Origin of the sequence: Altererythrobacter sp. KTW20L, assembly GCF_023501975.1 — a bacterium.
Taxonomy (GTDB): Bacteria; Pseudomonadota; Alphaproteobacteria; order Sphingomonadales; family Sphingomonadaceae; genus Alteraurantiacibacter.
On record NZ_JAMFLH010000005.1, the window covers coordinates 147,267 to 173,158 of the forward strand.

Annotated in this window: 28 protein-coding genes, 1 other RNA gene and 1 pseudogene; 12 read left to right on the top strand and 18 right to left on the bottom strand. The window is 65.2% G+C overall.

The window, feature by feature from the left end; translation table 11 throughout:
* Nucleotides 1–49 precede the first annotated feature (49 nt).
* From glmS to glmU, 5 genes are read right to left on the bottom strand one after another with little or no spacing between them, the layout of a single operon-like run.
* A complete protein-coding gene (glmS, locus tag M3P36_RS06570; protein WP_249702455.1) occupies nt 50–1,873 on the bottom strand; it encodes a glutamine--fructose-6-phosphate transaminase (isomerizing) in 1,824 nt (607 codons plus the stop codon).
* A gap of 17 nt (nt 1,874–1,890) precedes the next feature.
* Nucleotides 1,891–2,271, bottom strand: a complete 381-nt coding sequence (locus tag M3P36_RS06575; protein WP_249702456.1) for a PIN domain-containing protein — start codon at nt 2,269–2,271, stop codon at nt 1,891–1,893.
* Entirely contained in the window at nt 2,268–2,645 is a 378-nt protein-coding gene (locus M3P36_RS06580) for a ribbon-helix-helix domain-containing protein (protein ID WP_249702457.1), read from the bottom strand. Before M3P36_RS06580 ends, M3P36_RS06575 begins: the two co-directional genes overlap by 4 nt.
* 57 nt (nt 2,646–2,702) lie before the next feature.
* Nucleotides 2,703–3,158, bottom strand: coding sequence for a hypothetical protein (locus M3P36_RS06585; RefSeq protein WP_249702458.1), 456 nt, complete (start codon nt 3,156–3,158; stop codon nt 2,703–2,705).
* Nucleotides 3,155–4,516 carry a bifunctional UDP-N-acetylglucosamine diphosphorylase/glucosamine-1-phosphate N-acetyltransferase GlmU gene (gene glmU / locus M3P36_RS06590; protein WP_249702459.1) on the bottom strand — a complete coding sequence of 454 codons (1,362 nt, stop codon included), beginning with the start codon at nt 4,514–4,516 and terminating at the stop codon, nt 3,155–3,157. The genes M3P36_RS06585 and glmU overlap by 4 nt, the downstream gene beginning before the upstream one ends.
* A gap of 61 nt (nt 4,517–4,577) precedes the next feature.
* On the opposite strand from glmU, the gene M3P36_RS06595 reads away from it, so the two are divergent.
* Both M3P36_RS06595 and M3P36_RS06600 read left to right on the top strand, forming a co-directional pair.
* Nucleotides 4,578–5,252: an HAD-IA family hydrolase gene (locus M3P36_RS06595; RefSeq protein WP_249702460.1), complete on the top strand. Its 675-nt coding sequence runs from the start codon at nt 4,578–4,580 to the stop codon at nt 5,250–5,252.
* Between the two features lie 20 nt (nt 5,253–5,272).
* Nucleotides 5,273–5,932, top strand: a complete 660-nt coding sequence (locus M3P36_RS06600; RefSeq protein WP_249702461.1) for a DUF4328 domain-containing protein — start codon at nt 5,273–5,275, stop codon at nt 5,930–5,932.
* Here M3P36_RS06600 and M3P36_RS06605 read toward each other — a convergent pair whose 3' ends face one another.
* Genes M3P36_RS06605 through M3P36_RS06620 form a run of 4 tightly spaced genes read right to left on the bottom strand, consistent with a single transcriptional unit; the run spans nt 5,933 to nt 8,926 of the window.
* Nucleotides 5,933–6,286: a DUF2794 domain-containing protein gene (locus M3P36_RS06605; protein ID WP_249702462.1), complete on the bottom strand. Its 354-nt coding sequence runs from the start codon at nt 6,284–6,286 to the stop codon at nt 5,933–5,935.
* On the bottom strand, nt 6,286–6,990 hold the full coding sequence (gene epsC, locus M3P36_RS06610) for a serine O-acetyltransferase EpsC (protein WP_249702463.1): 705 nt from the start codon (nt 6,988–6,990) through the stop codon (nt 6,286–6,288). The genes M3P36_RS06605 and epsC overlap by 1 nt, the downstream gene beginning before the upstream one ends.
* A 27-nt stretch (nt 6,991–7,017) precedes the next feature.
* On the bottom strand, nt 7,018–7,626 hold the full coding sequence (locus tag M3P36_RS06615; protein ID WP_249702464.1) for a P-loop NTPase family protein: 609 nt from the start codon (nt 7,624–7,626) through the stop codon (nt 7,018–7,020).
* Nucleotides 7,627–7,651: 25 nt separating this feature from the next.
* Entirely contained in the window at nt 7,652–8,926 is a 1,275-nt protein-coding gene (locus M3P36_RS06620; RefSeq protein WP_249702465.1) for a heavy-metal-associated domain-containing protein, read from the bottom strand.
* Nucleotides 8,927–8,995: 69 nt separating this feature from the next.
* Between M3P36_RS06620 and purM the strand changes: the two genes are divergently transcribed.
* Both purM and purN read left to right on the top strand, forming a co-directional pair.
* Entirely contained in the window at nt 8,996–10,093 is a 1,098-nt protein-coding gene (gene purM / locus M3P36_RS06625; RefSeq protein ID WP_249702466.1) for a phosphoribosylformylglycinamidine cyclo-ligase, read from the top strand.
* A pseudogene (gene purN / locus M3P36_RS06630) lies at nt 10,086–10,667 on the top strand (phosphoribosylglycinamide formyltransferase); the annotation flags it as partial. The gene purM and the pseudogene purN, both read left to right, overlap by 8 nt.
* 35 nt (nt 10,668–10,702) lie before the next feature.
* Here purN and M3P36_RS06635 read toward each other — a convergent pair.
* From M3P36_RS06635 to M3P36_RS06660, 6 genes are all read right to left on the bottom strand, one after another.
* Nucleotides 10,703–10,948 (bottom strand): HP1242/YdcH family protein, encoded by a 246-nt coding sequence (locus M3P36_RS06635; protein ID WP_249702467.1) that lies wholly within the window; start codon nt 10,946–10,948, stop codon nt 10,703–10,705.
* Nucleotides 10,949–11,088: 140 nt separating this feature from the next.
* Complete coding sequence (ndk, locus tag M3P36_RS06640) at nt 11,089–11,511, bottom strand: nucleoside-diphosphate kinase (protein WP_249702468.1); 423 nt, start codon at nt 11,509–11,511, stop codon at nt 11,089–11,091.
* A gap of 134 nt (nt 11,512–11,645) precedes the next feature.
* Entirely contained in the window at nt 11,646–12,143 is a 498-nt protein-coding gene (locus M3P36_RS06645; protein WP_249702469.1) for a hypothetical protein, read from the bottom strand.
* A gap of 51 nt (nt 12,144–12,194) precedes the next feature.
* A complete protein-coding gene (locus tag M3P36_RS06650) occupies nt 12,195–12,632 on the bottom strand; it encodes a DNA polymerase III subunit chi (protein WP_249702470.1) in 438 nt (145 codons plus the stop codon).
* On the bottom strand, nt 12,633–12,800 hold the full coding sequence (locus M3P36_RS06655) for a DUF2256 domain-containing protein (protein ID WP_249702471.1): 168 nt from the start codon (nt 12,798–12,800) through the stop codon (nt 12,633–12,635).
* Nucleotides 12,801–12,808: 8 nt separating this feature from the next.
* A complete protein-coding gene (locus M3P36_RS06660; RefSeq protein WP_249702472.1) occupies nt 12,809–14,269 on the bottom strand; it encodes a leucyl aminopeptidase in 1,461 nt (486 codons plus the stop codon).
* A gap of 98 nt (nt 14,270–14,367) precedes the next feature.
* On the opposite strand from M3P36_RS06660, the gene M3P36_RS06665 reads away from it, so the two are divergent.
* The 4 genes from M3P36_RS06665 to rsmA all read left to right on the top strand — a co-directional run bounded on the left by M3P36_RS06665 (nt 14,368) and on the right by rsmA (nt 20,160).
* Entirely contained in the window at nt 14,368–16,788 is a 2,421-nt protein-coding gene (locus M3P36_RS06665; RefSeq protein WP_249702473.1) for an LPS assembly protein LptD, read from the top strand.
* Nucleotides 16,789–16,959: 171 nt separating this feature from the next.
* Nucleotides 16,960–18,300 (top strand): peptidylprolyl isomerase, encoded by a 1,341-nt coding sequence (locus M3P36_RS06670; RefSeq protein ID WP_249702474.1) that lies wholly within the window; start codon nt 16,960–16,962, stop codon nt 18,298–18,300.
* Nucleotides 18,301–18,340: 40 nt separating this feature from the next.
* Nucleotides 18,341–19,342 (top strand): 4-hydroxythreonine-4-phosphate dehydrogenase PdxA, encoded by a 1,002-nt coding sequence (pdxA, locus tag M3P36_RS06675; protein ID WP_249702475.1) that lies wholly within the window; start codon nt 18,341–18,343, stop codon nt 19,340–19,342.
* Nucleotides 19,339–20,160 (top strand): 16S rRNA (adenine(1518)-N(6)/adenine(1519)-N(6))-dimethyltransferase RsmA, encoded by an 822-nt coding sequence (gene rsmA / locus M3P36_RS06680; protein WP_249702476.1) that lies wholly within the window; start codon nt 19,339–19,341, stop codon nt 20,158–20,160. Before pdxA ends, rsmA begins: the two co-directional genes overlap by 4 nt.
* A 6-nt stretch (nt 20,161–20,166) precedes the next feature.
* Here the strand turns inward: rsmA and M3P36_RS06685 are convergent, their stop codons facing one another.
* Nucleotides 20,167–20,658, bottom strand: coding sequence for a PilZ domain-containing protein (locus M3P36_RS06685; protein ID WP_249702477.1), 492 nt, complete (start codon nt 20,656–20,658; stop codon nt 20,167–20,169).
* A gap of 120 nt (nt 20,659–20,778) precedes the next feature.
* On the opposite strand from M3P36_RS06685, the gene M3P36_RS06690 reads away from it, so the two are divergent.
* From M3P36_RS06690 to M3P36_RS06705, 4 genes are all read left to right on the top strand, one after another.
* Nucleotides 20,779–21,990 (top strand): hydrolase, encoded by a 1,212-nt coding sequence (locus M3P36_RS06690; RefSeq protein WP_249702478.1) that lies wholly within the window; start codon nt 20,779–20,781, stop codon nt 21,988–21,990.
* Nucleotides 21,987–23,006, top strand: coding sequence for an arginine N-succinyltransferase (locus M3P36_RS06695; RefSeq protein ID WP_249702479.1), 1,020 nt, complete (start codon nt 21,987–21,989; stop codon nt 23,004–23,006). The genes M3P36_RS06690 and M3P36_RS06695 overlap by 4 nt, the downstream gene beginning before the upstream one ends.
* Nucleotides 23,006–24,253, top strand: a complete 1,248-nt coding sequence (locus M3P36_RS06700) for an N-succinylarginine dihydrolase (RefSeq protein WP_249702480.1) — start codon at nt 23,006–23,008, stop codon at nt 24,251–24,253. Before M3P36_RS06695 ends, M3P36_RS06700 begins: the two co-directional genes overlap by 1 nt.
* Before the next feature lie 116 nt (nt 24,254–24,369).
* Nucleotides 24,370–24,612, top strand: a complete 243-nt coding sequence (locus M3P36_RS06705) for a hypothetical protein (protein ID WP_249702481.1) — start codon at nt 24,370–24,372, stop codon at nt 24,610–24,612.
* 275 nt (nt 24,613–24,887) lie between these two features.
* Here M3P36_RS06705 and ssrA read toward each other — a convergent pair.
* Both ssrA and mscL read right to left on the bottom strand, forming a co-directional pair.
* Nucleotides 24,888–25,231: a transfer-messenger RNA gene (gene ssrA / locus M3P36_RS06710) on the bottom strand.
* Nucleotides 25,232–25,355: 124 nt separating this feature from the next.
* Entirely contained in the window at nt 25,356–25,775 is a 420-nt protein-coding gene (gene mscL / locus M3P36_RS06715) for a large conductance mechanosensitive channel protein MscL (RefSeq protein WP_249702482.1), read from the bottom strand.
* Nucleotides 25,776–25,892: the final 117 nt, after the last annotated feature.

A 25,892-nucleotide genomic window follows, 5' to 3' on the forward strand; every position in this document is an offset into this window, starting at 1 on the left:
GTTAAGGGCGAAAGGTTTTATTCGAGTAAACCGCTGCAACGTTTCCGAACTATTCCACCGTTACCGATTTCGCCAGGTTGCGTGGCTGGTCCACGTCGGTGCCCTTGGCGCAGGCCACGTGATAGGCCAGCAGTTGCACCGGCACGGCATAGACCAGCGGCGCGATCAGCGGATGGACCTGCGGCATCTCGATCGTGGCAAGGCAGCCTTCTCCTGCCTCGGCAAGGCCAGCGGCATCGGAAATCAGCACGATCTTGCCGCCGCGCGCGCGCACTTCCTGCATGTTGGACACAGTCTTTTCGAACAAGGGGCCCGATGGCGCGATCACGATAACCGGGACGGCCTCGTCGATCAGCGCGATGGGCCCGTGCTTCATTTCGCCGGCGGCATAGCCTTCGGCATGGATATAGCTGATTTCCTTGAGTTTTAGCGCGCCTTCCAGCGCCAGCGGGAAGTCCGGCCCGCGCCCGAGGTAAAGCACGTCGCGGGCAGGCGCGATGAGGTGAGCCATGGCCTTGATCTCGTCGTCATGTTCCAGCGCCAGGTTGAGCTTGGCAGGTGCTTCCAGCAGGTGGGCGACGATATCGGCCTCCTCCTCGGCATTCATCCGGCCCTTCTTCACCGCGAAATGGGCGGCGAGGGCGGCGAGCACGGCAAGCTGGCAGGTAAAGGCCTTGGTACTTGCCACACCGATTTCCGGCCCGGCATGGGTCGGCAGCAGCAGGTCCGCCTCGCGCGCCATGGTGCTGGTGGGCACGTTGACCACCACGGCGATGGTCTGCCCCGCCGCCTTGCAGTGGCGCAGGGCGGCCAGGGTGTCGGCCGTCTCGCCGCTCTGGCTGATGAACAGCGCCAGGCCGCCCGCAGGCAAGATCGGGTCGCGGTAACGGAATTCGGAAGCGAAATCGATGTCCACCGGCACGCGGGCAAAGGCCTCGAACCAGTACTTGGCCACCATTGCGGCATAGTAGCTGGTGCCGCAGGCAACGATGGTGATGCGATCAATGGCCGAAATGTCGAAGTCGATCTGCGGCAGGGCGACCTGCCGTTCGAGCGGACGCAGGTAGCTCCGCAGGGTCTGCGCCACCACGGTCGGCTGCTCGAAGATCTCCTTCTGCATGAAATGGGTGTAATGCCCCTTCTCGATTGCCGCGGCGCTGGCTCCCGAGGCAACGACAGCACGTTCCACCGGCCTGTTGTCGCAATCGCGGATGGCGATGGAGTCGCGCCGGATGGCCACCCAGTCACCTTCGTCCAGGTAGATCACCCGCTGGGTGAGCGAGGCCAGGGCCAGCGCGTCGGACCCGAGGTAGCTCTCGCCCTCGCCCAGCCCGACGACTAGCGGCGAACCGAGCCGTGCGCCGATCAGCAGGTCGGGATGACTCCGAAAGGCGATGGCCAGCGCGAAGGCCCCGCGCAGGCGAGGTAGGACTTCGGCCACTGCTTCCTCCGGCCCCTTGCCGGCCTCGACCTGTTCAGAGACGAGGTGGGCGACCACCTCGCTGTCGGTCTCGCTTTCGAACTTGCGCCCGCGGGCTTCGAGTTCGGCCCGAAGGCTGGAGAAATTCTCGATGATGCCATTGTGGACGATGGCCACTTCGGGCGTGGCGTGGGGGTGGGCATTGCGTGCGGTGGGCGCACCGTGGGTAGCCCAGCGGGTATGCGCGATCCCGGTGAGGCCGGGGGCGGGATTGCCTGCCACTTCGCGCACCAGGTTCGCCAGCTTGCCTTCAGCCCTGCGGCGGACCAGTTCGCCCTGGTGCAGGGTGCAGATTCCCGCGCTGTCATAGCCGCGGTATTCCATCCGCCTGAGGCCATCGATCAGCCGGTCCGCAACCTGCTCCTGGCCGACAATTCCGATAATTCCGCACATGCTGGTCTGCGCTTTCGCTAAAAGGTGTAGGGGACGCGGATGCCAGGCATCTCTGCCGGGAATTCCTTGGTATTTCGTGTGACAAGTAGCCGGTTACGCAATTGCGCGGTTGCCAGGATGATTGCGTCCGGGGATTTCAGCCGTGGCCTTTCCCGTCGCAAGGCAGCAGCGCGCGCCCCGATTTCGCCATCCATCTCATCGACACCGAACCCGCTCAGGAAGTGTTCGGTCCGGTGCATGTCCTGCGGTGAGCCCTTCGACATGACTTCGACCCAGACCATGCGGCTAATCCAAACCCGAGCGCCCAGTGCAGCACCCCGTGCAATCTCCGCCTTTGCCAGCATCGAACCGCCCAGGGCATCGATCAGGATGTTCGAATCGAACGTAAAGCCGCTCACGCTGCGCCCGGCTTCCGCGGTTCGGGATAAATGCCCTTCTTCATGTCGAGATAGATCTGGCGTTGCCGATCATCTTCGGCATCGAAAAGATCAGGAAATTCGGCCTTCACCTCGTCGTAGTCATCATCCCAGGGCCTGGTCCACGAGGCCCGCTCACGGCGCTGCCACTCGACCGCATCGCCGATATCGGTGCGGTCCTTCCAGGCACCAAAGCCCGCTTCAAGCCAGTCGAGGTCGCCGCTATCCCCTGGCTGCGCATTGTAGGAAGCTACCGCCTCGCGCAGCACGGCCGCGCGGCTCTTGCCCTGCTCGCGGGCAATGCGGTCGAGCCGTTCGATCTCGTCATCGGGCAGGTCTGCAAGGATGCGGGTCATGGTGATATACTGATATCATATCATGATATCATGTCAAGCGGATCACCCTCGCTGTTCTCAAGCGGCGAAAATTGCCGGATCGGCTTCGATCGGCAATAACTCACCCACTACCAGTTTCGCGTCCTGCCCTTCGCTCTGTTCAACCCGGAACGGCGCCAGCACGACGCGGCTATAGTCCGGCGCCTCGACATGAACGCGTATTGCGCTGTCGAACCCCTCGCCAAACTGCCCCGGCGTGCCGCCCACTGCCGATACCATCGTGGCGGCGACTAGCTGACCCGCGCGGGCCTCTTCAGCGATGGCGGCCTGCGTCTTGTCATAGATCTCGTCCAGCGGCAGCTCGGTATCCTCATCGACAAAGCGGATGAAATCGATCTCGCCTGCCGCGTTGGCACGACCGGCAAAGGGGATCAACCGCTGGCCCTGCGCGATCTGGCTGATTGCAAAATTGCGGCTCGCCTCGAGCAACAGGGCCAGTCCCTGCTCGCCAATCGCCTGGTTTTCCGCGCTCACTTGCCCGCTTCCTTCTTCTTTTTCATCGCATCGTGGAAGCGGTCGGCCCAGCCGGGTTTCACCAGCTGTTCGGCCCGCACCATGCGCAGCTCGCCATCGGCCACGTCGCGGCTGACCGCACTACCCGCGCCGACAATCGCGTCACGCCCGATCGAGACCGGCGCGATCAGCGCGGAATTCGACCCGATGAAGGCCCCTTCTCCGATCACGGTCCTGTGCTTGAAATAACCATCGTAATTGCAGGTGATCGTGCCGGCGCCGATATTGGCCCCCGCCCCCACCGTGGCATCGCCCAGATAGGTCAGGTGGTTGGCCTTGGCCCCGGCACCCAGCGTGGCGTTCTTCACTTCGACAAAGTTGCCGATTTTCGCGCCAGCCTCCAGCACTGCGCCAGGCCTGAGCCTCGCATAGGGCCCGATCTCCACCCCTTCGGCCAATGTCGCTCCTTCCAGATGGCTGAAGGCGCGGATGCGGACGTTATCCGCCACGGTCACACCAGGGCCGAAGACCACGTTGGGTTCGACCAGCACATCGGACCCCAGCACGGTATCATGGCTGAAGAATACGGTCTCGGGCGCGACCAGCGTGGCCCCTTGCGCCATGGCCTTGGCGCGCCGCCCCTGCTGGAAGCGCTCCTCCGCCTCGGCCAGTTCGGCGCGGCTGTTGATGCCGGCCACTTCGTCAGGATCACTGGTGACGACCACCGCGGTCGGCACATCGGCGGCAATGGCCACGTTGACCACATCGGGAAGGTAGAATTCGCCCTGCGCATTGTCGTTGCCGACATTGCCCAGCAGGGTGAACAGGATGTCGCTGCGTACGGCCATCAGGCCCGAATTGCACAAGGGGCAGGCGCGCTCTTCCTCGCTCGCGTCCTTGAATTCGACCATCTTCACGATCCGGTCGCCATCCGTCAGCACGCGGCCATAATGGCCCGCGTCCCAAGGCTTGAAGCCCAGCACCACGGCGGCGGGCGCGTCGTCTGCATGGAGGCGCTTGAGCATGGCCATCATGGTTTCCGCCCGCACGAATGGCACGTCGCCATACATCACTAGCACGTCGCCGGCGAAGCCTTGGAGCGCGCGTTCGGCCTGCATCACCGCATGGCCGGTGCCGAGCTGCCGGTCCTGTACGGCGAATTGCACCCGGCCCGCCAGCCGCGCCTCGACCTGCTCGCGCGCTTCGCCCACGACGACTACGGTGCGGCTGGCGCCCAGCCGGTCCACTTCGGCCAGCAGATGCTCGATCATCGGCTTGCCTCCGATTTCGTGCAGCACCTTGTGGCGCTGGCTATTCATCCGGGTGCCTTTGCCCGCAGCAAGGACAATGGCGGCGATCAGTCGTTCGGGTTCCATCATGGACAGGGTCAATGCCACCAAATGATTGCGGTTTCCACCGCGCTGGGCCAGTGGATTGCGGATGAGTGATTTTCCCTTTTCCATCGTCGGCTTCGACCTCGATGGCACCCTGGTCGATTCCGCACTGGACCTCGCCCCGGCCGTCAACCACGCGCTGGTTGCGGCAGGTCGCGAACAGGTGAGCCTGGATACTACCCGCTCGCTGATCGGCGGCGGCGCGCGGCGCATGCTCGAACGCGCGCTGGAAGTGACCGGCGGGCCGGTGGCCATGTCGCATTTCGATGAACTGCACGAGCTGCTGCTGGAACACTACACCGCCAATATCGCCGCCAATACCTTGCCCTATCCCGGCTGCCTCGATGCGCTGGACGTGCTGACTGGCCATGGCTGCAAGGTGGCGGTGGTGACCAACAAGTCCGAAGTGCTCGCCCGCCTGCTGCTGGGACAGCTCGGCTTGACCGAACGCTTCGCCTCCATCGTGGGCGGCGATACGCTGGGCCGCGAGCGCGCCAAGCCCGCGCCCGACCTGATCCATGAGACGGTCGCCCGCTGCGGCGGCGGCAGCTTTGCCATGGTGGGCGACAGCACGTTCGACGTGCTCGCAGCGCGCAATGCGGGAGTGCCGGTGGTGGCACTCAGCTTCGGCTATCACGATGTCCCGCCGGGCGAACTTGGCGCCGACGTGCTGGTGGACCATTTCGACGATCTGGTGGAGGCACTGGCCGCACTGGGATAGAGCAAGGGGGATACGGGGGGATGACAGTAACCATTCGCGGTGCCGCGCGGCTTGAAACGCGGGCGAAAGTCTGCCGACTGGCGCTGTGGACCTTCATCGTGGTCTGCGCACTGACATTCTGCCTGCTGCTGGTGGTCATGGCGCGGCAGTTGCAACTGGCCTATCCGCCGCCCCAGATTCTCGCACTCTATGGCCTGGGCGAACTGCTGCTTTGGCTGGTGCTGCTGCTGGGGACGATCCCGGTCAGCCTGTGGCTCTATCGCGCCCATGCGAACCTGCATGAAGGCTCAGTGGGCGGGCTCAACTATTCGCCCGGCTGGGCGGTCGGCAGCTTCTTTGTTCCTGTCGCCAACCTGTTCGTGCCGATGAAGGCCATGCGCGATCTGCACAACCGCTCGAATGGCGAACCGGCCGATTTTGCCGCCAGCAGCGTGGGCGATGTGACGAGCTGGTGGGCCTGCCACCTGGCCGCAGTCCTGCTGGCCTTCATCGTGGTGGTCATTGCCCTGGTACCGCTGATAACCAATGCCTACTGGACCACGCCGCCTGCCGCGACATCGGTGCTCGGCCTCCTCAACATCCTGTTCTGGACCGGCTCGGCCGCCTACCTGCTGCGAATAATAAACGCGGTGACCACGGCGCAGGCGCACGGGGTAAGCTCGGCAGCAGTTTTCGAGTAATCAGACAAGCTTAACCAGCTTGCGCTCCATTGGCGCCAGCACGCCTGCCAGTTCATGGCCGCGTTTCAGCACCTGGCCGTGTTCGCCGAACAGTGCCCACATGCCTTGCCGGTTGCGCAAGGCGGGCCGCTTTTCGAGGCGCATCTGCGGGACATCTGCCGTGCGGCGGAAAGCCGCAAACACGGCATAGTCGCGGGTAAAGTCCATCGCATAGTCGCGCCATTCACCTGCGGCGACCATGCGGCCATAGAGGTCCAGGATACGGGCAAGCTCGACACGCTCGAACCCGACCTGTTGCGGCGCAGCCCCGCCGGGGAACGGAAGCAGTGTGAAATCGCCGGGCGGCACCCGCATCAATCGTCGGTCCCGCTCTTGCGGCAGCGGGTCGCGGGAGCTTGTTCGCGTTCGGCCTTGAGCGCGGCAATCTCGGCCTTCATGGCGGCGAGTTCGCGCTCCAGCACATCGATGCGCGAATAGTCCGGCTCGCACGGTTCGTCGCAGGGCGTGCCGTAAGGGATGAATTCACGCAACCAGGTTTCGGCCGGAACCAGGGTGGACCGCGCCTTGAGGCCGATCATCGTCGCGCCTTCGGGCACGTCGTCGGTCACCACGGCGTTGGCCCCCACTCGTGCACGTTCTCCCACGGTGATCGGGCCGATCACCTGCGCGCCGGAACCGATGATCACATTGTCGCACAAGGTGGGATGGCGCTTGCCGCCTTCGCCATTGGTGGGATTGGTTCCGCCCAATGTAACGCACTGGTAGATCGTGACATTGTCGCCGATCTCGCAGGTCTCGCCGATCACGGTAAAGCCGTGGTCGATGAAGAAGTTCTTGCCGATCTGTGCGCCGGGATGGATATCAATCGCGGTCAGCCAGCGCGACAGGTGGTTGATGAACCGGGCGAGGAAGTAAAGCCGTCCGACAAACAGCCAGTGGGCCACCCGGTGGAAGCCCAGCGCCCAGACACCCGGATAGAGCAGGATCTCCCACCGCGAACGCGGCGCAGGATCACGCGCGTGGACCGAGTCCAGATAGCTTATCAGGCGGTCAAACATCGGTGCCAGTCTCCCACCATCGTCACGTCAAAGCAAGCGCGGCTCGTCCGGGCCATGCAGCGCTTCCAGCGCCGCGCGCCAGATGCCGGCAGTAGGTGGGGTCTTGCGCTCCAGAGACAAGCGGTCGATCATCGCGACAAGCTTTTCGAGATCTTCCTGCGCGCGTGAGGCCCGGGGGACGAGGTAGATGGCCGCATCCGGCCCCAGCGGCAGTCCGCGCTCGGCGGCCAGCGACAACAGCAGTTCTGCCGCCTGTCCATCATCCGGCATGCCGATATCGAGTTGCAGCGCCGCACCCAGACGCGAGCGCAGGTCCGGCAAGGCAATGGTCCACGGCGGCTCCCCGCCCACCAGCAGCAACGGGGTGCCACTTTGTTGCGCACGGTTCCATCGGTGGAACAGTTCGTCCTCGGGCAGGAGATGCGCGTCGTCCACCGCCTCGCCTTTTCCGGACGAAGCAAACCAGCGCGCGAACAGCGACTTGCCCGAGCGCGGCGGGCCGGTGAGCACGGCTGTATGGAACGGCCAGCTTTCGGGCCGTGCCAGCGCCTCGGCGACGTGGGCATTGCCCGCGCCGATCACGATGCGCTGCGGCCCCTTGCCGGTAGCGGTGAGAGGAAGGGCGATCTGCGACATGGGACGTTCTGCCGTTCCCGCGCGCTCAGCGCGCGATGGCGAGCGCGTTGTTGCCCACGGTCACCTGCCAGCCGGCGGCGCGCAGAGCATCGGCCAGTTCGCCGATCGATCCGGCATAGTTGACCTGCATCACCGAAGTGCCGCCGATTGCCGTGCTCGATACCGACAGTCCGCGCACGCCTGCCACGCCGCGAATGCCGGTCAGCGTGCCATCGAAACTGCGCGCATCGGGGGTGGCGGCCTGGACCACGATGGAATTGACCGTGGCGGCTTGAACCGGCTGTTCGCCTGGCGAGGAGACCCCTCCGGCCACCGGCGGAGCCACGCCCGGCGCGTCGGCTACTCCCATCGCTTCGGCCAGTCGCCCCTGTTCGATCAAAGCGCGCAGTTCGGGGCTGATCTCGACCATGTCGAGGGTCAGCGTGGGATCGGGGCGCAAGGTGCCATCGGCCAGGGCGCGGCGGTAGATCTCGTCGAACCGGGTGATCGCGCGGCGCAGCATGTCCGGCAACTGGCCCGGCCCGTCAGCGCGCATGGTGAATGACGACAGGAAGCGGTTGTCGGGGCCGTAGCGGGCGGTGAACTGCCCCTCGATCGGCCCGCCCGGCCACGAATAGTGGAGCCGCGCCACCGGCACCAGCACGTCGGCCGCGCTGAACTGGTCGAGCACGGTATTCCACCAGGCACGGCTGCGGCGACCGGTCTGGCCATAGGTCAAAAGCAGCGATTCGCCGCCTGCGCCCGATGGGCGGACATAGTCGATCGTCGATGCACCCAGTTGCGTTTCGGCCCAGGCGCGCTGCCACGGGTTGCGGTATTCGAACATGGTTGCGCTGCCGCCGGTCATCATCACCGGCAGGGTCAGCATCGGGGCAGACCTTGCCCGCGCGCCTTCTCCGCCCAGCAGGGAACCGGCGCGCTGGCGATCGAAAATCACGCCCAGCCGCGCGACATAACGCCGCGGTCCGAGGCGTTCCTCTTCCACCACGATGGCAGAGACCAGCCCCTGCAGCCGCGAATCGGGTATATCGGGCCCGTCGATCCGTTCCCACGCAATGCGTTGCGCTTCCAGCCAGCCGTTCATCCGCGCATCGTCCGGATTGTCGCCGGTCACGTTGACCTCGATTCCCGACACCTCGATATCGGTGCTGCTGGCGACGGGCGCGATGCCGCGATCACCGGCCACCTGGGCGAACAGGCTGGCCGCGCCGAGCACGCCAAGGGCCAGCACGACAGGCGCCGCAAACTGCAGCATCGGGCGGTGCGATTGCGTGGGTGAAGAGGCGACTGGGTTCAGCATCGGGGAAATCGCGGCCCTTCTGCGACAAGGCGAGTGGAAATCCAAGCGCGAATGCGCCAATGGCGGTGAATGACTTCCAACACTCCACCATACACCTACGAACAGGCAGGCGTTTCGATCGATGCCGGCAACCGGCTGGTCAAGGCCATCGGCCCCCTGGTGAAAGCCACCCGTCGCCCCGGTGCAGACGGCGAGATCGGCGGCTTCGGCGGCTTCTTCGATCCGCGCGCGGCGGGATACAAGGATCCGCTGCTGGTGGCGGGCAACGATGGCGTAGGCACCAAGGTCAAGATCGCCATCGACCATGACCGGCACGATGCCATCGGCATCGATCTTGTCGCCATGTGCGCCAACGACCTGATCGTGCAGGGTGCCGAACCGCTGTTCTTCCTCGACTATTTCGCCACTGGCAAGCTGGACAACGGCGTGGCCGAGCGGGTGATCGCGGGCATTGCCGAAGGTTGCAAGTTGGCCGGCTGCGCCCTGATCGGCGGCGAGACGGCGGAAATGCCGGGCATGTATGCCGCGGGAGACTATGACCTGGCGGGATTCTGCGTCGGCGCGGTGGAGCGCGGCGAACAGTTGACGGGCAACCGCGTTGCCTCCGGCCACGTGCTGCTGGGCCTCGCCAGTTCGGGCGTCCATTCCAACGGCTATTCGCTGGTCCGGCGGCTGGCGGAGGACAAGCTGTGGAAGATGGACCGCCCCGCCCTGTTCGATCCCGATCGCCTGCTGATCGACTATCTGGCCGAACCCACGCGAATCTATGTCAAAAGCCTGCTGCCGGTGATCCGCGCCGGGCAGATCGATGCGCTGGCCCATATCACCGGCGGCGGCCTGCTGGAGAACGTGCCGCGTGTTCTGCCCGCGGGGGCCCATGCGGTGATCGATGCCGACAGCTGGGAACTGCCGCGACTGATGGCCTTCCTCCAGGCCCAGGGAAATATCGAGCCGGTCGAGATGGCGCGGACTTTCAACACCGGCATCGGCATGGTGCTGGCCGTAACGCCGGACAAGGTCGATGGCGTGACTGCCGCGCTGGAAGAGGCAGGCGAACAGGTGTTCCGCATCGGCGCCATCGTCGAAGGCGCCAAGGGCTGCACGGTCAAGGGATCGGCCGGAACCTGGTCGGCCCGCGAGGACTGGGAAGCGACGCATAATGCCTGACTTGGGGCCCAAGGCAAAGGTCGCCTGCCTGCTGTCGGGCAACGGCACCACCATGTCGGCCCTGCTGTTCCACTCGCGCCTGCCCGACTGCCCTTATGAAATCGTGCTGGTCGCCAGCAACGTGCCCGATGCGCCGGGCCTGAAGATTGCCGAGGCCGAAGGCATCGCCACTTTCGCCCACGACCATCACGGCATGGACCGGGCCGAGCACGAAGCAGTCATGGATGCGGCGCTGAGGGAATCGGGTGCGGAATACCTGGCGCTGTGCGGTTACATGCGCATCCTGACCGCCGAGTTCGTGTCGGGCTGGGAAGGCCGTATGGTCAACACCCACCCTTCCCTGCTGCCCAAGTTCAAGGGCCTCGACACCCACCAGCGGGCCATCGACGCGGGCGAGAAGTACGGCGGCTGTTCGGTGCATGTGGTGACGGCGGAGCTCGACGGCGGGCCGCTGCTGGGCCAGATCCCGGTGGCCATCCTGCCGACCGACTCTGTCGACAGCCTGGCCCGGCGGGTAATCCTGGCCGAATACCAGCTCTATCCGCGCATGTTCGCCGACTATGTCGCGCGGCCCCTTCGGACGGACTAGCCGCCCGAAGGGGTTCAGCCCTATGCGCGCGCCTTGGCGAGGATCGGGGCGATTTCGTCGAGCAGGGCCAGCCGCTTCTTCTTGAGCAGTTCGGCACGGTCATCCGATGCCGGTTCGATTTCTGCATCGATGCGGTGAATTTCGCGGTTCAGTTCGTGATAGCTGTCAGCCAGCCGGGCGAAGTGGGCATCGTCCTGCTTCAGCTTGTGGATGACGGCAACGTCCTGCGGAAATTCGGCGGCGAGTTCGTGCGGGGTGTGGGACATGGTTGATCCTTTCCTTGGTTGTTTCGCCAAGGTTAGGCCTCGCGTCCGCGCAATCCCTTGCGCGCAATCAAAAAGCCAAGCAGCAAAAACCCCGCCGGATCGCTCCGACGGGGTTCATGAATTCAGCATTTGCCGAGCAATCAGCCGACGATTTCTTCCGGCTTAAAGAAATAGGCGATCTCGATCGCGGCATTCTCGTCCGAATCCGAACCGTGGACGGTGTTGGCTTCGATCGATTCGGCCAGTTCCTTGCGGATCGTGCCCGGCTCGGCATTGGCCGGGTTGGTGGCGCCCATGATGTCGCGGTTGCGCTGCATGGCGTTCTCGCCCTCGAGCACCTGCACGACCACCGGGCCGCTGATCATGAAGTCGACCAGTTCGCCGAAGAACGGACGCTCGCGGTGGACGGCATAGAAGCCTTCGGCCTGTTCGCGGGTCATGTGGATCCGCTTGGAAGCGACGACACGCAGGCCGGCTTCTTCCAGCATCTTGGTGACCGCCCCGGTCAGGTTACGGCGCGTGGCGTCGGGCTTGATGATCGAGAAAGTGCGGGTAACCGCCATGGGGTGTTCCTTTGAGATACGCCTGTGGATCCGTGTGAGGGCCAGCCGCCTGTGCCGCCGCCCCTGTCGGGCGCGCCCCTAGCCTTGTTGCCGCCTTTGGGCAAGCTTTCGCATCTGCAACGCGGGCGGCGGGGTTACATGCCCCGGCCCACGGTAAGCTGCACCGTGTTCACCCCGTCACCACCGGGCGAGGCGCTGGCGCTGAAGGCCAGGCCCTCCGGGCCGTCGCCGCCGATCAGCCGGGTGCCATTGGTGTTCATCTCTCCATCGATCGTCACGCCCGCCGCTTCGGCCTGCTGGCGATAGAATTCGATCACCTTTTCCGGCGCATCGGGCGTGGTCAGCACCACCAATACGCCCGAGCCATCGGTGGTGTTCACCGAGGTCGAGGTCACTACCGTGGCACCGGGATAGACCGAGAAGCCTTGGGGCATCCCTTCAACCGCCTGCGAACCGCTGCGCACTGTCACATGTTCGCCGCCCGGCCCGGTCATGTCGACCGAGACATCCTCGCCCTGGCTGTCGATATCGTAGGTGACTTCGCCATCCTCGGTCTGGATCGTGCCTTCATCGCCCGAACCGCAGGCCGCCACCAGCAAGGCCACCGCACTCACCCCCAAAAACCTGCGCATCGCAAATCCTCCTAATGTCCGTGCCAATGTCCGAGGCTGAAGCTTGCCCGTTCAGGCCTTCTGAATCCAGCGCCCGTTTTCCAGCTCGTGGAATTCGCGGCTCACATCCTCGCGCCCGTCGAACAGCCGCCATGTGGCGCGGGCAGCCGAACGACCCTCCTCATCGAAGAACAGCAGCGCCCGTTCGAAGCTTTCCGCCTCCTCGCGCCAGAGGCCGTCGGCAAGGGCCACCAGCGTCGCCCCGTTGGCTGCTTCGCACCGGTCCGACAGCAGGATCGGCTGGCGCGCATCGTGCGGCCCGCCGGAAAAGCCGTGGGCGAGGAATTCGTCGGGGAAGGCCTCCCACAAGGCTGCATCGAGCCGCGCCACTTGCTCCACATCGGCCGAGACCACGAGCAGGCGCTGCCCCTGCCCCATGGCCGCGCGGGCGATCAGCGGCAGGACCCGCTCGATCAGCTGGTCGGCGTGGAGATAGAAGCCAAGGCGCATTCAGGCCACCGCTCCCAAGGTGCGCTTGTCCTTGCTGCTGCGGCACCGGTCGGAACAGAACCGCACGTTGTCCCAATCCCGCTCCCACTTCTTGCGCCAGCTGAACGGCAGCCCGCATGACGCGCAGGTCTTGCTGGGCAGGTCCGCCTTCTTGCGCATCCGTGGCATGGGCGCGATCAGCCCTCGACAGTATCGCGCACGAAGGTGTCGATCAGCCGCACGCCATAGCCGGTTGCGCCCTTGTCCCAGGTGGCGCCGGGCTTATCGGCCCAGACCATCCCGGCAATGTCGAGGTGGGCCCATTCCACGCCCTCATCGACGTAGCGCTGGAGGAACTGCGCCGCGGTGATGGAGCCTGCCAGCCGCGGGCCGACGTTCTTCATGTCGGCAATCGGGCTGTCGATCAGCTTGTCGTATTCGGGGGCAAGCGGGAAGCGCCACAGCTTGTCCCCGCTCGCCTTGCCGGCGGCCGCCAGCCTGTCGGCCAGGGCATCGGAATTGGAGAACAGCCCCCCGTGCTCCACGCCAAGCGCAATCATCATCGCGCCGGTCAGGGTGGCCAGATCGACCATGGTTTTCGGCGAAAACTCCTTCTGCGCCCAAGTCATCGCGTCGCACAGCACTAGGCGTCCTTCGGCATCGGTGTTGATTACTTCGACCGTCTGGCCCGACATGGTGGTGACCACGTCGCCCGGACGTTGGGCATTGCCATCGGGCATGTTCTCGACGAGGCCGCAGACGCCGATCACATTGGCCTTGGCCTTGCGCCCAGCCAGCGCCAGCATGGCCCCTGCCACCGCGCCTGCGCCGCCCATGTCCCACTTCATGTCTTCCATGCCCGCGGCAGGCTTGATCGAGATGCCGCCGGTGTCGAAAGTCACGCCCTTGCCGACAAAGACCACCGGCTTGGCACCCGCTTTTCCGCCCTGCCACTTGATGACCAGCATCTTGGGAGCCCGGGCCGAGCCCTGCGCCACGCCGAGCAGCGCGCCCATGCCAAGCTGGCGCATCTCGTCCTCGTCCAGCACGGAAATCTCCACACCGCTTCCGGCAAAGCGCGCCTGGCACCGTTCGACGAAGCTTTGCGGATAGATCACGTTGGCGGGTTCAGCCACCAGCTCGCGGGTGAATTCAACGCCGGTGGCGACGGCCGCTTCGGCCTGCCACTCAGCTTCGGTTCCTTCGGGCGCACCGACCACGACCACTTCGCCGAGGGACTTCTTTTGCTCTTCCTTCAGCTTGGTGCGATAGGCATCCCAGCGCCACGAGCGCAGCCTGAGGCCGAGCAGTACGGCGGCAACTTCGCGCGGGCTGGCCTTGCTGCTCGTCAGGTCAAGCGCCAGCACGGTTTCTCCCGAGGTGAGGTAGCGCGCGGCCAGCGCTGCGCCGGCCTTCTCGAAATTGGTCACCCGGCTTGACCCGTTGTCCTTGCCCGCGCCCGCGAGCGCCAGCCGCACCACCGTGCCGCCGCTTTCGACAAAGCCTTCGAACAGTTGTCCGGCCTTGCCTGAAAAGCGTGAGGCTTCGGCCCCTTGCAGCATGGCCACCGGCAGGTCGGCGGGCAGCTTGTCCGTTTCGACAAGGCGGGCGACGAGGCGGGGCGAGGACGGCAGGGCCTGGGCGAAAGTAACTTTCATGATTTCTCCGGTGATCCGAAACGGGGACACGGCGATCCGATCTGGCGGCCGCGAATGCTGCCGTTGCAGTTAAGCGCGGGCGGTGCGATAGGCAACCCATGCTCCCTGCCCTGCCGTCATCGCCACAAGTCCGGGATCTGGCCGGAGAAACGGCGCCGGATCATGTGCGCGCCCGATCGCATTCCATGCGGCTGGGAGCTCTACTCGGCGCCACTGCGCTGGCCTGTTTGGCCTTGCCCGCGATGGCGCAGGTTTCCTCACCGACGGACGAACCTGCTGCCGAGATCGAGCCAGAAAGCGCCATGACCGAGCCGGGCTTCCGCATACGGCCTGATCCGACAGAACCCGCACCGGTGCCCGCAGAGACGCCAGCAGAGTCGGAAGGCCCTGCCGATGACCCGGCTGCAACCGAAGGCCGCCGCATCGCCTTTGAAGCTGGCGAACTCGATTACGACAGCAATGCCGATGTGGTGACCGCATCGGGCGATGTGCTGGCGCGATCGGGCGACGAATCGGTACGCGCCGACCGCATCGTATGGAACCGCACCACCGGCCAGATCGTGGCCGAGGGCAATGTCCGCCTGGTCGATGGCGACGGGAACCAGTTGTTCACCGAACAGCTCGAACTGACCGACGAGTTGAAGGCCGGGGCCATGAGCAACCTGCTCCTCGCCTTCCGCCAGGGCGGCCGGCTGGCCGCCGACATGGCCGAGCGTGACGAGGCCGGCAACGTGGTGCTCGACCGGGCTGCCTATTCATCCTGCGCCGTGGTCGATGCCGAAGGCTGCCCCAAGGATCCAAGCTGGCGGATCACCGCGCGGCGCGTGGTCTATGATGCCGAAACCCAGCTTATCCGTTTCCAGGGCGCGCACCTTGAACTGTTCGGCACGCGCGTCCTGCCGCTGCCGGGCATGATGCTCAGCGCAGATGGGCGGGCGATGTCGGGCTTCCTCATCCCCGATCTGGGCATAACCGCGTCCAACGGGCTGGAAATCAGCAGCAGCTATTACTGGCGCATCCAGGAAAACCGCGACCTGACACTGACCGGTTTTGTCTACAGCTCGGCCACGCCGATGCTCCAGGCCCAGTACCGCCAGTTGAACGATGACGGCGCTTTCCAGGTGACGGGCTATGGTACCTACAGCCGCCGCATCCCGCTCAACACCAATGTGCCGACGCCAGAAAGCTCGCTGCGCGGCTATATCTTCGCCAATGGCCGCTACCAGCTTGACCCCAACTGGAGCGTGACCGGATCGCTGCGGGCAGCGAGTGACCGCACTTTCATCCGCCGCTACGATATCAGCCGCGAGGACCGGCTGCGTTCCACCGTTAATGTCGAGCGGATAGATCCGGACAGCTACCTGTCGATTTCCGGCTGGGCCACCCAGGCGCTGCTGGTGCCGGTGGGTCAGGGACAGGTTCCGGTGGCCCTGCCGCTGCTCGACTATCGCCGCCGCCTCACCGATCCGATCGCCGGCGGGCGGGTGGACCTACAGTTCAACACCCTGGCCATCACCCGGACCGAAGGGCAGGATACCCAGCGCGTCTTTGCCCGCGCCCAGTGGGACCTGAGGCGCATCACCCGGATGGGGCAGGAAGTGACGCTGACCGGCATGGTGCGCGGCGATGTCTATCACTCCAACCAGAACTTGCTGACCCTGACGCCCAGCTACCGCGGCGAGAACGGCTGGCAGACGCGCGGCGTGGCCGTGGCGGCGGTGGATGTGAAATGGCCGTTCATCGGCGAATTCATGGGCGGATCGCAGATCTTAACACCGCGCATGCAGGTCGTGGCCACGCCCGATGTGCGCAACCTGGCCATTCCCAACGAGGACGCCCGCGCGATCGACCTGGAGGATTCCAACCTCTTCGCGCTCAATCGCTTCCCGGGGTATGACCGGGTGGAGGACGGCGTCCGCCTGACCTATGGGCTCGACTGGGAAGCAAGCTTTCCCGGCTGGCGGCTGGAAACTACCATCGGCCAGTCCTACCGCCTGAATGACAAGCCGACGCTGTTTCCCGATGGCACCGGCCTCAACGAACAATGGTCCGACTTTGTCGGGCGGACCACGGTGCGCTACCGCGATTTCGTCAAGTTCACGCACCGGTTCCGGCTCGACAAGGACAACCTTGCCGTGCGCCGCAACGAGATCGATGCGACGCTGGGAAATGACCAGACCTACATCGAAGTCGGTTACCTGCGGCTCGACCGCAATATCGACCTCGACTTCGAAGACCTGCAGGACCGCGAGGAGCTGCGCGCCGCAGGGCGGATCGCCTTTGCCCGCTACTGGTCGATTTTCGGATCGGCCGTGGTCAACATGACCAACCGCGAGGAAGACCCGACTTTCCAGGCCAACGGTTTCGAGCCGCTGCGCACCCGCCTTGGCATCGCCTATGCCGATGATTGCCTGGAACTGGGCTTTACCTGGCGGCGCGACTATATCGAGCTGGCCGATGCCCGCAGCGGTAACTCCTTCCGCCTGCATTTCGCCCTGCGCAACATCGGCTTCCGGTGATAGGCCGGACGGGTACTTGGCGGCTGGATTGGCAGCAGGCGACAAAGCGGCTATCAGCCGCCGTTCCAGCACGGCAACTCAGCTTGGGTTAAGCCTTGGCTTGGCATTTGGCCCGGAGTTGCTTTGGGCAGAACGGCGCAATATCGCGCCATCGACAGGATTGAGAACGACGTGAACCGTTTCGGCAAGACGATACGATTGGCCTCCACCGCTGCCACGCTGGCCGTGCTCGGCCTGGTTGGGGCCTCTGTGGCGCAGGCGCAGGAAGACGGGTTCCAGCTTCCCGGCGATATCAACTTCCTCGGCCAGGCCGATCCCAACGTCCGGCGCGCCACTGCGCGGGTCAACGGGAATATCATCACCGGGACCGACGTGGATCACCGCGTGGCGCTTATCGCGGCATCCAACAACATGGAGATCCCGGCCGAAGAAATGAGCCGGCTGCGCCTGCAGGTGCTGCGCAACCTGATCGACGAGACGCTGCAGGTGCAGGAAGCCGCCTCGCTCGACATGGAAATCACCGCCGAAGAGGTGGACCAGGCCTATACCCGGTTCGCGGTCGAGCAATTCAATCTCAGCCCCGAGGACATGGACGCCTATCTCGCTTCGATCGGTTCGTCGGCGCGCACGGTCAAGCGGCAGATCCAGGGCGAACTGGCGTGGGACCGGCTGCTGCGCCGGAACATCGCCCCCTTCGTCAATGTCTCGAGCGAGGAAGTGAACGAGATCGTTGACCGCATGAATGCGGCCCGCGGGCAGTTTGAATACCGCATCGGTGAAATCTACATGGCGGCCACCCCCGCCACGCGCGATGCAGTGCTGTCCAATGCCAACCAGATCGTGGCCCAGTTGCGCCAGGGCGGTTCGTTCGCCGCCTATGCCCGGCAGTTTTCGCAGGCTTCGACTGCCGTCGTTGGCGGGGATCTTGGCTGGATCCGCATCGAGCAGTTGCAAAACCCGGTGCTCGAAGCCGCGGCGCGCGACCTTGCCCCCGGGCAACTGGCCGGTCCGCTGGAGATACCCGGCGGCTATTCGCTGCTGTTGCTGATTGACCGCCGCCAGATCGGCATGGCCGATCCGCGCGACGCGGTGCTCAGCCTCAAGCAGATTTCGCTGGATTTCCCCCCCGGCATACCTGAATCCGAGTTCCAGTTGCGCGCCGAACAATTCGCCGCCGCTGTGGCCGAAATCAACGGCTGCGGCGATGCCGATGCCCGGGCGGCCGCGATGGGAGCCGAGGTCATCGCCAATGACGAGCTTGCCGTCCGCGCCCTGCCCGACGCGCTGCAGCCCATCATGCTCGAACTCAACGTGGGCGAGGCAACCCCGCCGTTCGGTGACGTGCAGCAGGGTGTGCGCGTGCTGATGCTTTGCGGTCGCGATGACCCATCGCAGACGTCGGGGCCTGAGTTCGACGAGCTTATGAACAACCTAGAAAACGATCGGATCAACCGCCGGGCCCAGCGCTACCTGCGCGACCTGCGCCGCGATGCGGTGATCGATTACAACTGACCGGGTGGTGCCGACGCCGCCCGCCCCCGCTCACCTTGAAATGGCGCCTCTCGTCCTGTCGCTGGGTGATCCGGCGGGGGTCGGTCCGGAACTGATCGCTGCCGCATGGGCCGCGCGGGCAGAATTGGACCTGCCGGCTTTCGTTGTGGCAGGCGGAGCCGATGTGTTGCGCGCCGCTGCTGCAACTCGCGGCGTGGACCTGCCGGTGGCCGTGATGGACGATCCGGCTTCGGCTGCCGCGCTGTTCCCCACGTCCCTTCCCGTCCTCACCACGGTCGGAGATGGCCCATACCGCCCCGGCGAACCGGGCGTGGAGGGCGCGAGGCTTGCGCTGCACTCGCTCGAACAGGCCACCGCCCTGGCCCTGTCGGGCGCGGCGAGTGGCCTTGTCACCGCGCCGGTTTCCAAGTCCGAACTGGCGCGTGTCGGCTTCACTTTCCCCGGCCAGACCGAATTCCTCGCCCATGCCTGCGGCATCGCCGAAGAAGACGCGGTGATGATGCTGGCGGGGCCCAGCCTGCGCACCGTGCCGTTGACGGTCCACGTGCCACTGGCCGAGGTGTCACGGCTGGTCACTATCGACCTGATCCTGCGCCGCTGCCGCGTGATCGCCGCAGCCATGACGCGCGATTTCGGCATGGCCCACCCGCACCTCGCGCTGGCCGGGCTCAACCCCCATGCCGGAGAAAAGGGCCGCATGGGCGACGAGGAGCAGGCGGTGATCGCGCCCGCCATCGCGCAGTTGCAGGCCGAAGGCATCAATGCGAGCGGACCCCACCCCGCCGACACCCTGTTCGCCCCGCACAAGCGCGACACCTATGATGTCGCCGTGGCGATGTACCATGACCAGGCGCTGGTGCCATTGAAGACGCTCGATTTCGACGAGGGCGTGAACATGACGTTGGGCCTGCCGATCGTGCGCACTTCGCCCGATCATGGCACGGCCTTCGACATTGCCGGCAAGGGTGTGGCGCGGGTCAATTCGCTGGTCGCGGCGATTCGCATGGCCGCCAGTGCCGCCGCGCATCGAGCCGCTGCATGACCCTCCCGCCCTTGCGCGAAGTCATCGCACGGCACGGTCTCAGCGCATCCAAAGCCTTGGGCCAGAACTTCCTGTTCGACGAGCACCTGCTGGACCGTATCGCCCGCGTTCCGGGTGACCTTGCCGGCCAGCGCGTGCTCGAAGTGGGCCCCGGCCCCGGCGGCCTTACGCGCGCCCTGCTGAGGGCCGGTGCCGAAGTGACCGCCATCGAAATGGACCGCCGCTGCCTGCCAGCCCTGGCCGAACTGGGCGAGGCATTCCCCGGGAAGCTGACCGTGGTCGAAGGCGACGCGCTGAAGATCGATCACGGCACCCTGATGCAGGGGGAGCCCTTCGCCGTGGTCGCCAACCTGCCCTATAACGTGGGCACTGCGCTGCTGGTCCGCTGGCTCGAAAGCCCGCAATGGCCGCCGCAATGGACCTCGTTGACACTGATGTTCCAGTTGGAGGTGGCGCAGCGGATCGTGGCCGAACCGGATACATCGTCCTTCGGGCGGCTCGCGGTGCTGGCCCAGTGGCGCACTTCGGCCAAGCTGGCGATGAAAGTCCACCGTAGCGCCTTCACGCCCCCGCCCAAGGTTATGAGTGCGGTGGTCCATGTCACGCCGGACGAGGCGCCCGAAGGCGTGCGCGCCGCGAAGTTGTCGCAAGTGACCGAGGCCGCTTTCGGCCAGCGGCGCAAAATGTTGCGGCAAAGCCTGAAGGGCCTGCCCGGCGCGGTCGAGGCGGCAGAAGCGCTGGGTATCGACACCGCCCGCCGCGCCGAAACCCTGTCGGTCGATGAATTTGTGGCGCTGGCCCGCTGCCTCTCGGCCTAGTGCACCCTATTTCTGCGCCAGCATGGCCGCGCGCATCGGATCGAAGCCGCTCGAGACCAGCTCGGTCAGGATGAAGCCAGCACCCATCAGCGCCGCCAGCACCATGGCAAACTGGCCGATCCGCGCCAGGGCCTGGGGTGTTGCAGCGAGGGCCGCCCAGTGATTTGTCGTGCGCCTCGCCCTTGCCGGGGAAACCGCCAGCGCCACCGCGCCAGCCCCGCCTTCCAGCATCGCGGCCACACTCACCCGTTCGCGCAAGGACAGCCCGAACCGCCGCTCCCCCGACCACTTGACCAGTGCGGTCAGGCGATTGGGGCCGATGATCAGTTCGACAAACTCGCCACGTCCGGGCGGGCAGGCCGTGGTCATCAGCAGGCCGCGGGTCGAAACGTCGATGATGCAGACATCGCGCTCACCCGCCGAATCGCGCAGGCGCGCGCGCACCATGGCCCGCACGCGCGGCTCGACTCTCGGCTTGTCGGCTATGGCCAGGCCCATGTAGTAGCTCCCCTGTAGGCAATGTAGGGCGACAGCCTTAGCCAGGGGTTAAGGCGGGCCGGGGGCGGGGAATTGCCGGGGAATTGACACCATGCAGCAAGTCCCTAAACCCGGTTGCGGATGAAACAACTGTCGCCTTTTGAGCAACAACTGGTCCGCGCCGTCGATCAGTCCGCCATGCTCGACCGCACGCTGCATTGGGCGGCGATCAACAGCGGCACCGGCAACCTGGCGGGACTGGACGCGGTGGCGGGGGCGCTGGCCGAGGCATTTGCCGTGCTTCCGGGCGAGCTGTCGCTGGTGGAGCCTGCGCCGGTGGTCACGGTCGATGCCGCGGGCAACGAACACGCGCAGCAGCATGGTCGCCACCTGGTCCTGCGCGTGAGGCCCGAAGCGCCCCGGCGTGTGCTGCTGACCGGGCACATGGACACGGTTTTCCCGGTGGACGATCCGTTCCAGTCGATCGCCTGGCTCGATGATGACACAATCAACGGTCCCGGTACGGCGGACATGAAGGGCGGCTTGTCGGTCATGCTGGAAGCCTTGAAGGCCTTGGAAACCTCGCCCGCTGCCGCCAGCCTTGGCTATGACGTGATGGTTAATTCTGACGAGGAGACCGGCTCGCTGTCTTCCGCCGCGCTGATCGCGGAGCTGGCGCAAGGCAAGTTCGCTGCGCTGACCTACGAACCTTCGGCCCTGCCCGATGGCACGCTGGCCCATGCTCGCGGCGGCAGCGGAAACTATGCCGTCATTTTCCGCGGCCGCTCGGCCCATGCCGGGCGCAACCCGCAGGACGGGCGCAACGCCCTGGTAGCCGCCGCCGATTGCGCGGTCCGCCTCAAGCTCATGAGCCACGATGACCTGCCGATAAATCCCGCGAAGATCGATGGCGGATCGGCCAACAACGTAGTGCCCGACCTTGCCGTGCTGCGCTTCAACATCCGTCCCTGCACTGCGCAGGCGGCAGATGACTTTGCATCCGATTTCCACGATTTGCTGCAACTTCTGGAGAAGTTGCACGAGGTTTCCATCCACAGCCACGGCGGCGTGACCCGCCCGCCCAAGCCGGTCGATGCCCGCGCGCAAAAGCTGTTCGACCTTGTGCGCGACAGCGGCGCGGCGCTGGGGCAGACGATCGGCTGGCAGCCATCGGGCGGCGTCTGCGATGGCAACAACATCGCGGCCTGCGGCATTCCCGTGGTCGATACGATGGGCGTGCGCGGGGGCTCGATCCATTCGCCCAACGAGTTCATGATCGTGCCTTCGCTGGCAGAGCGGGCGGCGCTGAGCGCATTGGTCTTGAGCCGCCTGGCAAGGGGGGCCGACCTATGACATTCGTGATCCGCGCGGCAACACCGGAGGACCTTCAGCCTCTATACGAGATGGCCAAACTGACCGGCGGGGGATTCACCAACCTGCCGCCCGATCGCAAGTCGCTCGCCGCCAAGCTTGAACGCGCCGCCACGGCCTTCGCCCGCGATGGCGCGGACCTGCCGCTGATCGACGAGCTGTTCGTCATGGTGCTGGAAAACACCGAAACGGGCGAAGTGCGCGGCACCAGCCAGTTGTTCACCCGGGTCGGCCAGCACTGGCCGTTCTATTCCTATCGCATCACCACGCTGACCCAGCATTCCGAGGAACTGGAACGCACCGTCACCGCCGAAATGCTGACCCTGACCAACGATCTTGGCGGGTGCAGCGAAGTGGGCGGGCTGTTCCTCCATCCCGGCCAGCGAGCGGGCGGGCTCGGCATGTTGCTGGCCCGCAGCCGCTACCTCTATATCGCCGCCCATCGCGAGCGGTTCGGCGACCGGATACTGGCCGAGCTGCGCGGGATTATCGACGAACGCGGCGGATCGCCGTTCTGGGATGCCATCGGAGGGCGGTTCTTCGGCATGAATTTCCAGACCGCGGACCAGTTCAACGGCGTCCATGGCAACCAGTTCATCGCCGACCTCATGCCCAAGCACCCGGTCTATATCGCCATGTTGAGCGACGACGCGCGCCAGGTGATCGGCCTGCCCCACCCCAATGGCCGCGCCGCCATGCGCATGCTGGAGAACGAGGGCTTCGCCTTCGAAGGCTATGTCGATATTTTCGACGGCGGCCCCACCATGCTGGCCCGGACGGACCGCGTCCATTCGATCCGCGACGCAGTGCACCTGCCGGTCACTGGCACCGACCTCGCCAAGGGGGAGAAGGCGTTGCTCGCCACCGGGCGGCTGGGCAATTTCCGCTGCTGTTATGGCGCGCGCGAGATGCGGGACGGCGGCATCGCCATCGACAGCCGCGCCGCCGACGTGCTGCAGGTGGGCGATGGCGACGTGGTGTGGAGCATCGGGCGGTAATGCTGCAGGAAATCAATTTCGACGGTATTGTCGGGCCGAGCCACAACTATGCCGGCCTGAGCCTTGGCAACCTGGCCGCCACGAAGAACGCAGGCGGCACGTCCTATCCCCGCGCTGCCGCCCTGCAGGGCCTCGCAAAGATGCGCGGCAACATGACGCTGGGACTGGCGCAGGGCTATCTCCTGCCGCTGCCCCGCCCCAACGCCGGCTGGCTGGACGAGGTGGCCGCCGATGCCACGACCGACCGGGCGCTGGTGGCGGGCGCGTGGTCGGCCAGTTCGATGTGGACCGCCAATGCCGCCACGGTATCTCCCGCCCCTGACACGCAGGATGGCCGCTGCCACCTGACCGTGGCCAACCTTGTCACCATGCCGCACCGCAGCCATGAGTGGCCCGATACCCACCGGCAGCTGCGGCTGGCCTTTGCCGATTCCCGCCATTTCGGTGTCCATCATCCCGTACCGATGTGCTTTGGCGACGAGGGCGCGGCCAACCACATGCGCCTCGCCCCCTCGCATGGCCAGCCGGGGCTGGAAGTGTTCGTCTATGGCCGCAGCGGAGGCCCCTTCCCCGCCCGCCAGCACGAACAGGCGAGCCGCATTGTCGCGCGGCGGCACGGCCTTGATCCGGCCCGCATGCTATTCGTGGAACAAGCCCCCGAGGCCATCGCGGCAGGCGCGTTTCATAACGATGTGGTGGCCGTGGCGAACGAGCACGTGCTGTTCACCCACGAGTGCGCCTTTGCCGATCCGGCGGGCACCTACGCGGCGATTGCCGCCAAATGTCCCGGCGCTCAGGTGGTGGAGGTTCCAGCCAGCGCGGTGAGCCTGAACGAGGCAGTGCGCAGCTACCTGTTCAACGCCCAGCTCGTCACCCCGCCCTCGGGAGAAATGACGCTGGTTGTGCCCGGTGAATGCAAGGAAAGCGCGCCGGTCTGGACCTGGCTGCAGGCCATGCTGGCAGGCAATGGCCCGATCCGGCAGGTGAAGGTGGTGGACGTGCGCCAGTCGATGGCCAATGGCGGCGGCCCCGCCTGCCTGCGCCTGCGCGTGGTGGCAGACCCCACCACGGTCGATCCGCGCTTCCTGCTGGACGAGGCGCGGGCCGATGCGATGGAGGCCCTTATCGCGCAAATGTGGCCCGAACAGATCGATCCGGCGGATGTGGGCAGCGCCAGCCTGGCCGCCTCGATCCATAGTGCGCGGACCGCCCTGCTCGACCTGCTTGGCCTCGGCGAACTGGCCTGATTGCCCTCACCTGTCGGATTGCCTTACAGACTGCCTTGCGTTAACCTTCGACAATGGCGGGAACCGGCCAATGGCACGGGCTTTGCACCTGTAATTCCTAACAAGAAAGGGGAGCAATGCTGCGCAAGATTTCAAGGCTGTTCACAATCAAGACGCGGGTCGAAGCCTTCCTGATCATCTATGCGCTGGCATTGGGTGCAACGTCGCGCGGCGCGACCTACCTTGAAACCTATCCCGGCACCGGCGGCTGGCTCCTGTTCCTCGCCTGCACCGGCGCGGTGTTCCTGGCCGGCGCCAAGATCCTCGACTGCCTGAAGTTTGAACGGGTCGAGCGGGAAGCGGTGAATACCTCCGAATAGCAGGCACCTGATGGTCAAAGGTGACAGAAGTGACACCGTGTCACTTTCTTTCTCGGGCATTTAGCGACGAAAATCAGTAGGTTGATCGCAAGGTGTCAAAGTGACACCCCGGCGGGAAGCATCTGTTTGCACAGGGGTCGACAATGGCAAAGAGCAAGCACGTGGGAAGCTCGGCCATCAACCATCCGGCGTCCTGTAGGAAAGCCGCAAATCGCACCGCCAATGTCTGGATAGATAGGTGGGAGGCTTCTGTTGCCCGGTGCCCCCCAAACCGCTGGAATCCGTTCTGTTGCCCGGTCGGTCCAACCGCGCTTTAGCTTTGTAAGATCAGGCCGTTAGGCCGTCAGGTTACGCAGCGATTGCGAGTGCTTCGTTATCGTTGGCACTTGTGTGTTGTGAGCCTTGAAACAGGTTACTCAGCCTGGGCAAAAACATTGTCTTTCAACACACGTCGATCCTAGTTCGGCCCCGTCATTTCCCCCGGTTTCCCGGGGAAGGTGGTGGAGCCGCCGGGTACTGCCCCCGGGTCCGCTGCGTCTATTACACAATGCCATTTATCGCCATATCCGACCGAAGCCGGCACGATTGATATAGCGTGCAATTGCTGAATGTGAAGTGAGCGGCAACGGTAGCCCCCTCTTCTTTAGAGGAGGGGGTTGGGGGTGGTGGCGTAGAATCGCACCGTGCGGTGCACCGCCACCACCCCTCGATCCCCTCCTCTTAAGAGGAGGGGAGGAATTCCCCTACTTCTTCAGCGCATCCCTGATTTCGGTCAGCAGTTCGATCTCGGTCGGACCGGTCGGTGCTGCGGCCTCCTCGACTTCCTTCTTGGCCATCAGCTTGTTCGCCTGGCGCACCAGCAGGAAGATCACGAAGGCGAGGATCAGGAAATTGATAGCCACCGAGATGAAGTTGCCCCAGGCGAGCACATTGGCCCCCGCCTCGCGCGCAGCGGCGAGCGAGGTGCCTTCGGGCACGGCGCCGCTGAGGACGACATAGAGGTTCGAGAAATCGACATCGCCCACCAGGCTGCCAACCAGCGGCATGATGATATCGTCGGTCAGCGAACTGACGATGGTGCCGAATGCGGCCCCGATGATGACGGCCACGGCCAGATCCAGCACGTTACCCTTGGCGATGAATGCCTTGAACTCGCTCAACATTATGCGTCCCCTCCATTGATTAACCACGGTTTCCTGCCACCGGGCGGCACAAACGGCAAGTGTCGCCAGTTATGCCGGGGCAATCCTTGAAACCCCGCCCCACCGTGCTATATGCGC